Below are 8,608 nucleotides of genomic sequence, written 5' to 3' on the forward strand. Positions count from 1 at the left end.
GCTGTGCGACCGCCTGCGGCTCACCCCGGAGCGCATCGCCGCCATCGCCGCCGACATGGAGGCCGTGTCGCACCTCCGCTCGCCGCAGGGCGAGGAGCTGGCCCGCTGGACGCGCCCCAACGGCATGACCATCGTCAAACGGCGGGTGCCGTTCGGCGTAGTAGGCATGGTCTGCGAAGCCCGCCCCAACGTGACGGCCGACATCTTTGCGCTCTGCATCAAGACCGCGAACGCCTGCGTGCTGAAAGGCGGCAGCGACGCTCGCCATTCGAACGAAGCAATCGCGGCGCTGCTCCGCGAAGCCCTGCGCAGCGAAGGCATCGACGAAAACGCCTTCACGCTGCTGCCCTCCGGCCACGAAGCCGTGGCGGCGCTGCTCGGAGCCGTCGGATACGTCGACGTGGTGATTCCGCGCGGCGGTGCGGGGCTCATCCGCTTCGTGCGGGAAAACGCCCGCGTCCCGGTCATCGAAACCGGCGCCGGCATCGTCCACACCTACTTCGACCGCGACGGCGATTTGGAAAAGGGACGCGCGGTGGTCTGCAACGCCAAGACCCGCCGCGTGAGCGTCTGCAACGCCCTCGACTGCCTGATTGTCCACCGCGACCGGCTGGCCGACCTGCCGGCGCTGTGCGCCCCGCTGGCCGAAGCGCACGTAACCGTATACGCCGACGGCACGGCTTTCGAGGCCCTCGCGGGGCACTACCCCGCCGAGTTGCTGGAACACGCCGAAGAGGAGCATTTCGGCACCGAATTCCTCGACTACAAACTCGCCGTCAAGACCGTCCCGTCGCTCGACGCGGCCCTCGCGCATATCGCCTGCCATTCGTCGCGCCACAGCGAGGCCATCGTCACCGAAAGCAAGCAGGCCGCCACGCAGTTCTCGCGCAGCGTCGACGCCGCATGCGTCTATGTCAACGTTTCGACCGCATTCACCGACGGCGGGCAGTTCGGGTTCGGCGCCGAAGTGGGTATCTCGACGCAGAAACTCCATGCCCGCGGCCCGATGGGGCTCCCGGAACTGACGACCTACAAATACATCGTCACGGGCGACGGACAAATCCGCCGGCCCTGAATACCATTACGACAAAAAAATCGTAAAAAAACGGCATGAAAAATAACAATCCGTAATCATTTTTTCTATAAATTTGCATATCCTTAAAATTTGACATATATTTAACTTATGATTCGTGAACTTGTGGCCGTAGGATTCGGCGGCGCTGCCGGCAGCATCGCACGTTATCTGCTCTCCAGCGGAATGATGGCCGGACATACCCTGCTCGGGTTTCCGGCGGGCACCTTCACGGTCAACGCACTGGGCTCGCTGCTGATCGGCGTGCTACTCGAGGCGACGGAATCGGAAACCCTCGGGTGGCTGCTGATTGTCGGCTTCTGCGGGGGATTCACCACCTTTTCGACCTTTTCGGCCGATGCCGTGCGCCTGCTGCGTGCGGAATGCTACGGCCCGGCAGCGCTTTACATCGGGTTGAGCGCCGCGGTTTGCATCGCTTTCGCCGGCCTCGGCATGTGGATTGGAACAACATTGAAAAATTAACAACATAAAGAAGAGAAATGGTAATTTTGGTATTGAACTGCGGCAGTTCGTCGATTAAGTATCAGGTAATCGACATGGAAGCCGCATCGAGCAAACTGCTCGCAAAAGGAATCGTGGAACGCATCGGCCTGCCGCAGGGCGACCTTACGCATAAGCCCGTCGGCAAGGAGCCGTTCGAGCTGCACCAGCCCATCCCCGACCACACGACCGGCATCAAACTGGTGCTCGACGCCCTGACCGATCCCGCACACGGCGTAATCCGCTCGCTGGACGAGGTGAAAGCCGTCGGCCACCGCGTGGCCCACGGCGGCGAATTCTTCCCCGAGAGCTGCATCGTCACCGAGGACGTAAAATCCAAAATCCATTCGCTGTTCGAAATCGCGCCGCTGCACAACCCGGCCAACCTCGAGGGCGTGCTGTCGATCGAGAAAGTGCTTCCGGGCGTCAAGCAGGTAACGGTTTTCGACACCTCGTTCCATCAGACCATCCCGGCCGTGAATTACATGTACGCCCTGCCCCACGCCTACTACGACAAGTACCGCGTGCGCAAATACGGCTTCCACGGCACCAGCCACAAGTTCGTAGCCCGGCGCGGCGCCGAACTCACGGGCCTCGACTTCGAAAATTCGAAAATCATCACCTGCCACATCGGCAACGGCGGCTCGGTGACGGCCGTACTCAACGGCAGGTCTTTCGACACGTCGATGGGCTTCTCGCCCCTGGACGGCCTGGTGATGGGCACCCGCTGCGGCACGGTAGACCCCAGCGCCATCACGTTCATCGGCCAGAAAGAGGGCATGTCCTACGCCGAACTGAACGAGATGATGAACAAAAAGTCGGGCGTGCAGGGCTTGACCGACATTTCGAGCGACATGCGCGACATCGACCGCGCCTACGACGAGGGTAATCCCCGTGCCGTCCTCGCCCGCGACATGTATTACAACCGCATCAAGAAATTCATCGGCGAATATGCCGCCGAGATGGGCGGCGTCGATTTGATTGTCTTCACGGGCGGCGTCGGCGAGAACTCGCGCGAAATGCGCGAAACGGTATGCACGGGGCTCGAATTCATGGGCGTCGAATTCGACCGCGAAGCCAACCGGGGCGCACGCGGCATCGACAAGATACTCTCCATGCCCGGTTCGAAAGTCAAGGTCGCCGTCATCGCCACCGACGAAGAACTGGTCATCGCAACCGACACGTACAACCTTGTAAAATAAACACCAAAAGCACAAAACCACAATGATTCAACATCTTACCGAAATCGTCGACGAAGCGAGAAAAAGAGGCAAAAAACGTCTGGCTGTAGCCTACGGTCAGGATTCGCACACGCTGGAAGCTGTTTACGAAGCTTATAAGGAGGGCCTTGTGGAGCCGACGCTGTACGGCGAAAAGAGCGTTATCGAGCGCGTTTGCGCCGAGAACGACATCGACATCAAGGCATTCAACATCGTCGACGAATCGAGCGACGTGAAGTGCGTGCAGCAGGCCGTGGCCGCCGTCGTGGCCGGCAACGCCGACGTACTGATGAAAGGATTGGTATCGACCGACAAATACATGCGCGGCATCCTCAACAAGGAAGCGGGCCTGTTCCCCCCCAAAGGCGTGTTGAGCCACGTTTCGATCGTCGAGATGCCCTGCTACCACAAACTGCTCGTCATCTCGGACGTGGCGGTCATTCCGCTGCCCGACTTCAAGCAGAAAATCAAGCAGATCGGCTATCTGGCAAACGTCGCCAACCTGCTGGGCATCGCCACTCCGAAAATCGCCTGCATAGCTCCGTCGGAACAGTTGCTCCCCAGCGTCATTTCCTCGACCGAGGGCGCGCTGCTGGCCAAAATGGGCGACCGCGGACAGCTGGGCAACGTCATTATCGACGGCCCCCTGTCGCTCGACGTAGCCCTCTACAAGGACGTGGCCGAGCACAAGAAAGTCAAGGGTTCGTCCGTAGCCGGGGATCCCGACTGCCTGCTCTTCCCCAACCTGGAGTCGGCCAATGTCTTCTTCAAGTCGGTAACACACCTCTGCGGCGGTGAGCTCGCAGCCATGGTCGCGGGCACGAAAGTACCCTGCGTACTCACCTCGCGCGGCGATACGAGCAAGACCAAACTCTACTCGATCGCCCTGGCCTGCCTGGCCGTAAAACAATAGGCGAACACCTACACCAACCTACCAACTACTAACCGGAACCGAATTTATGGGCTTCAAAATTTTAGCAATAAATCCCGGCTCTACTTCAACCAAAGTTGCCCTCTACGACGACGAGCAGCTTTTGTGGGAACTGAACCTGCGCCACTCCACAGAGGAGATTTCAAATTTCGCGGGCGTAAACGACCAGCTCGACTGGCGCCGGGGCCTGATCCTCGGGGCGCTTCGCGAAAAAGAATTCGACATCAAGAAACTGGATGCCGTGATTGGCCGCGGGGGCCTGATACGACCGGTTCTCGCGGGCGTATACGAAGTCAACTCGCGCATGCGCTACGACCTGCGGAACGCGCAGATGAAGCACGCCTGCAACCTCGGCGGACTGCTGGCTGCGCAGATAGCCCATATGGCGGGCGTGAAAGCCTACATTGCCGACCCGCCCGTGGTCGACGAAATGGAAGACATAGCCCGCATGTCGGGTATGCCGATGTGCCCGCGCAAACCCGTATTCCACGCACTGAACCAGAAAGCCACCGCACGCCTGCACTGCAACCGCATGGGCTGGGTCTACGAACAGTCGAACCTCATAGTAGCCCACATGGGCGGCGGCATTTCGGTCGGGGCGCACAGGCAGGGACGCATCATCGACGTCAACAACGCGCTGGACGGCGACGGGCCGTTCGCCCCGGACAGGGCGGGAAGCATCCCCTCGAGCGGGCTGGTCAACCTCTGTTTCTCGGGACAATACTCGCGCGAGGAACTGCTCAAGGCGATATCGAGCAAAGGCGGACTGGTGGCCTACCTGGGCACCAACTCCGTGATTCAGGTCATGGAGCGTATCGGCAAAGGCGACCAACGGGCCCGGAAAGTACTGGATTCCATGTGTTACAATATTTCGAAACAAATCGGCGCGATGGCCACCGCCCTGTCGGGCAATGTGCAGTCCATTATCCTCACGGGCGGCATCGCCTACAACGAACCGATTGTGGAATATATCCGTGAACACTGCTCGTTCATCGCCCCCATCGCGGTCTACCCCGGTGAAAACGAACTGGAAGCCCTGATGATCAATGCACTGGTCGTCCTGCGGGGAACCATAGTCCCGAAAGTCTACGCCTGACAAACAAGGCGGGCGGCAAAGGATTCCGCGCAACGCAAAACGAATCGCCGGATACACGCTCATCGTGTATCCGGCGATTGTTTTCCGGGAATATCCTGTGCGGCGGGGGCGTATTACCTGCGGTTGAACTGCTTACGCACGATGGCTACCACTTCGCCGAACGCCTCGAGCCGAAACAGCGCCGAGAGCAGGAGGTAGCTGACCACTCCCGCCCCGACTTCGGCCAGCAACCGCAGCAGCGCATTGCCGGGAACGGCAAGGCCTGTAAGCCGCACCACGGCGTACATTGCGCCCGCCGTCAGCAGCATGGGCAGAACGGTACGCACGAAGCGCCCCGTGCCGAACGACGTGAAGCGGGTCGTGGCGAGGAAATTGACGACCATATCACAAAAGGCGATTGCCACCAGTCCCCACACCACAGCCTGCACGCTTATCGGAATCGTGACGGCGAAAATCACGGTCATCAGCCCTTTCTTCAGGATTTCCAGCTTCACGATCAGCGGCCCTTCGCTTTTGACTTTCAACACGTTATAGGCAATTATCGCCGCCGGGTAGAACAGTCCCGCCAGGCATACCGCCTCGAAGTAGGGAACCGTCGGCATCCACTCCTCGCCCAGCGCCACGGCAAACATGTCGTGCGCCACGGCCGACATGCCGAGCATAATCGGGAAGATGGCATAGCACACGACCATCACAATCTGGCGGTAGCTTTCGGCGAACTTCGGGGCGTCGTCCCTGATTTTGGCGAGCGCCGGGAAGGTCACGCCCTGCACGGCCTGCATGGCCGAAATCGTGGGCTGGTCTTTGAGCTTAATCGCCTGATCGAACGAACCGAGCATGTCGGCAGGATAGAGTTTGCCGAGGAAAAACTGGGGAATCTTGCTGTAAAACGCCGAAATCAGGTCGGTCGTCATCAGGCTGAAGCTGTACGGCGCCATTTCGCGCAGCGGCTGCCGGCTGCACGTCCCGCAGGGGCGCCAACAGCTCAACCACCACAGCAGCAGCGTCCGCACGGCCGCCTGCAAAACTCGCTGAACGACGATGCACCAAATTCCGAAGCCGGCCAGCGCGAGCCCGATAGCCGTCAGCCCCGCGACCAGCGACGAGGCGAACGTCACTTTCGACAACAGGGCGAAGCGGAATTCCCGCACGAAAATCGTATTCTGTATCGCGCAAAGGGCGCCTATGGGCAACTGCAGGAAAAACACGGGGGCGAACTGTGCGATCTGGGGCATGCCGTAGAAGCGCGAAGCCGGGCCCGCCAGCGCCACGAACAGCACGTAAAGCACGAGCGAAACCGCGACGTTGAACGCGAAGACCGACTTGTAGTCGCCCGGCGTGGGGGCTTTTTTGCGAATCAGGGCCTGCGAAAAGCCGCTGTCCACTATCACCAGCGCCACGGCCACGACGGCGGACGGAACGGCGATAACACCCAGTATGTCGCGTGTCAGCAGGCGCAGGATGGTCAGGCTCACGACCATCTGGAGGAGCATCGTACCGATCTTCTCGGCCATGCTCCACGCCACGCCGCGCGCCACCTTATCCTTGAGCTCCCCGTTCAACGTTTAGCACTTTTGCGCCGCTACAATCTCCTCGTTGCGCCTGCGGATGTTATGCACATTGGCAATCTCGACGTACGACGCCCCGCCGTCGGGGCCGAAGCTGCCGCCGACGATAGCCAGCAAATCTTCGTCGCCGAGTTTGCGGTACTGGTCGATGAACTCCAGCGCGTCGACCAGGAAATGGTATTTGTCGCGCAGCTCCTGGTTGCGCAGAATGGGCACGACGCCGTACGACAGCGCCAGGATGCGCTGCGCATGCAGCTGGTAGCAGACCGCCATCACGGTCTTGCGGCCGCGGAACGCCGCGAGGTAACGGCCCGTACGGCCCGTCTTGGTGTCGAGGACGACGTATTTTATCGGCAGGTTGGTCGATGCGCGCACGGCCGAACGGGCCAGCTGCGCCGTAATCTCGTGGTTCACCGACACCATGTCCATGTCGATCATCGGCTTGAAGTGGTTCTCGTCCCGCTCGATTTCACGGGCGATGCGGGCCATCGTCTCCACCGACTCCACGGGAAAGTCACCCATCGCCGTTTCGTCGCTCAACATCACGGCGTCGACGCGTTCGTAGATGGCGCTCGCCACGTCGCTCACCTCGGCGCGTGTCGGCCGCGGGTTCTTGACCATCGAATAGAGCATCTGCGTGGCGATGATGACCGGACGCTTGGCGCAGATGCACTTCTCAACGATGCGCCGCTGCGTGTTGGGAATCACCTCGGCGGGAAGCTCCACGCCCAAATCGCCGCGGGCGACCATGATGCCGTACGACGCCTCGATAATCTCGTCGATATTGTCCAGGCCCTCCTGGTTTTCGATTTTCGAGATGATCTTGATCTTGCTGCCGTGCGCATCGAGAATGTCCTGCACGGCCTTGATGTCCTTCGCGCTGCGCACGAACGAATGCGCGATGAAATCCACGTCGTTCTTCACGGCCCACTCGATGAAGCGGCGGTCTTTCTCGGTGACCGAGGGGAGGTTAATCGACACGGCGGGCACGTTGACGCTCTTGCGCGAACGCATCGCGCCGCCCACGACGAACTCGCACTCCAGCTCCACGTCGCTCTTGCCGATGACACGTATCTCCAGCTCACCGTCGGCAATCAGCATCCGCGCCCCGATTGGAATATCCTGCACGATGCTCGGCACGTTCATGTAGACCACCTTGCGCGTGGTCATGTCGCTGCCGTCGGATCCGCGCACGGCGACGCGGTCGCCCGGCCGGAAGTTGATGCTGTTTCCGTATTCGTCGGCAATCGTCGTGACACGGATTTCGGGGCCTTTGGTATCGATCATAATCGGAATGGCCGGATTAACTCGGTGTACGGTCTCGACGATACGCGTAGCGCCCTCCTCCGTGACGTGCGCGGAGTTGACACGCACCACATCCATTCCGGCATCGAAAAGGTCTTTCACAAACTCCTCGGTGCAACGGAAATCCGACATCGTTGCGACGATTTTGGTTTTTTTCATTCTGTACATAGACGTATAATGCTATAAATTAATATTCGGTGTCATTCAGCCGCAGTCCGCACCCGGCGGGCCGCCTGCATGCACCCCGCAGCATTTCTGCCGCACGGAGCCGCCCTATTTTTCGGCGCGGAGCAGCAGCGCTTCGATGCCCAGCCGGTAGGAGGCGAGCCCGAATCCCATAATCGACCCCACGGCCACGGGCGCCAGCAGCGAAGTGTGGCGGAACTCCTCACGCGCGAGAATCGACGAGATATGCACTTCGACGACGGGAACCGACACGGCCGACACCGCGTCGCGCAGCGCCACCGACGTGTGGGTGTACCCCCCGGCGTTGAGCACGATGCCGTCGTACACGCCGTCGGCCTGCTGGACGGCGTCGATCAACTCGCCCTCGATATTGGACTGGAAATAGCCGAATCCGACGGCGGGATAGTGTTTTTCCAACTCCCCGAAAAAAGTTTCGAATGTCTGCGTACCGTAGACCCCGGTGTCGCGCCGCCCCTGCAGGTTGAGGTTCGGGCCGTTGAGAATCAATATTTTCATCTTTCAGACTGTTTGCTGTGCACTGGCGCCACCCGGCGCAATTCGCAGACAAAGATAGTGATTTTAAAGAATTTTTTAATATCTTTGTTCAATATCCTGTTACAATCGTCGATGATTCCAGCTACGCTTCCCGAGCGGATACTATTTTATTTCGGCGCAGTCCTCTACTTCGGCTGCGCGGCCCTGCTGTTCGTGCAGTCGCTGCGCAGCGGC

The 8,608-nt window shown here is 60.1% G+C and carries 8 protein-coding genes; 5 read left to right on the forward strand and 3 right to left on the reverse strand.

Features of this window, described 5'->3' with window-relative positions; translation table 11 throughout:
• The 5 genes from QZT71_RS11250 to buk form a co-directional block, all read left to right on the forward strand.
• Positions 1–1,075: glutamate-5-semialdehyde dehydrogenase (locus QZT71_RS11250; RefSeq protein WP_295916197.1), on the forward strand; the 1,075-nt coding region annotated here is incomplete at its 5' end.
• Positions 1,076–1,183: 108 nt separating this feature from the next.
• Positions 1,184–1,555, forward strand: coding sequence for a fluoride efflux transporter CrcB (gene crcB / locus QZT71_RS11255; protein WP_295916199.1), 372 nt, complete (start codon positions 1,184–1,186; stop codon positions 1,553–1,555).
• 17 nt (positions 1,556–1,572) lie between these two features.
• Positions 1,573–2,775 carry an acetate/propionate family kinase gene (locus QZT71_RS11260; RefSeq protein WP_295916202.1) on the forward strand — a complete coding sequence of 401 codons (1,203 nt, stop codon included), beginning with the start codon at positions 1,573–1,575 and terminating at the stop codon, positions 2,773–2,775.
• Positions 2,776–2,797: 22 nt separating this feature from the next.
• Positions 2,798–3,706 carry a phosphate acyltransferase gene (locus QZT71_RS11265; RefSeq protein WP_295916204.1) on the forward strand — a complete coding sequence of 303 codons (909 nt, stop codon included), beginning with the start codon at positions 2,798–2,800 and terminating at the stop codon, positions 3,704–3,706.
• A 46-nt stretch (positions 3,707–3,752) separates the two neighbouring features.
• A complete protein-coding gene (buk, locus tag QZT71_RS11270) occupies positions 3,753–4,820 on the forward strand; it encodes a butyrate kinase (protein ID WP_295916207.1) in 1,068 nt (355 codons plus the stop codon).
• Between the two features lie 113 nt (positions 4,821–4,933).
• On the opposite strand, the gene QZT71_RS11275 is transcribed toward buk, so the two are convergent.
• The 3 genes from QZT71_RS11275 to aroQ all read right to left on the reverse strand — a co-directional run bounded on the left by QZT71_RS11275 (position 4,934) and on the right by aroQ (position 8,395).
• Complete coding sequence (locus tag QZT71_RS11275; RefSeq protein ID WP_295916210.1) at positions 4,934–6,382, reverse strand: lipopolysaccharide biosynthesis protein; 1,449 nt, start codon at positions 6,380–6,382, stop codon at positions 4,934–4,936.
• Positions 6,383–6,385: 3 nt separating this feature from the next.
• Positions 6,386–7,861, reverse strand: a complete 1,476-nt coding sequence (gene pyk / locus QZT71_RS11280) for a pyruvate kinase (protein ID WP_295916213.1) — start codon at positions 7,859–7,861, stop codon at positions 6,386–6,388.
• 105 nt (positions 7,862–7,966) lie between these two features.
• Positions 7,967–8,395, reverse strand: a complete 429-nt coding sequence (gene aroQ, locus QZT71_RS11285; RefSeq protein WP_295916216.1) for a type II 3-dehydroquinate dehydratase — start codon at positions 8,393–8,395, stop codon at positions 7,967–7,969.
• Positions 8,396–8,608: the final 213 nt, after the last annotated feature.

Origin of the sequence: uncultured Alistipes sp., from assembly GCF_902388705.1 — a bacterium.
Taxonomy (GTDB): Bacteria; Bacteroidota; Bacteroidia; order Bacteroidales; family Rikenellaceae; genus Alistipes.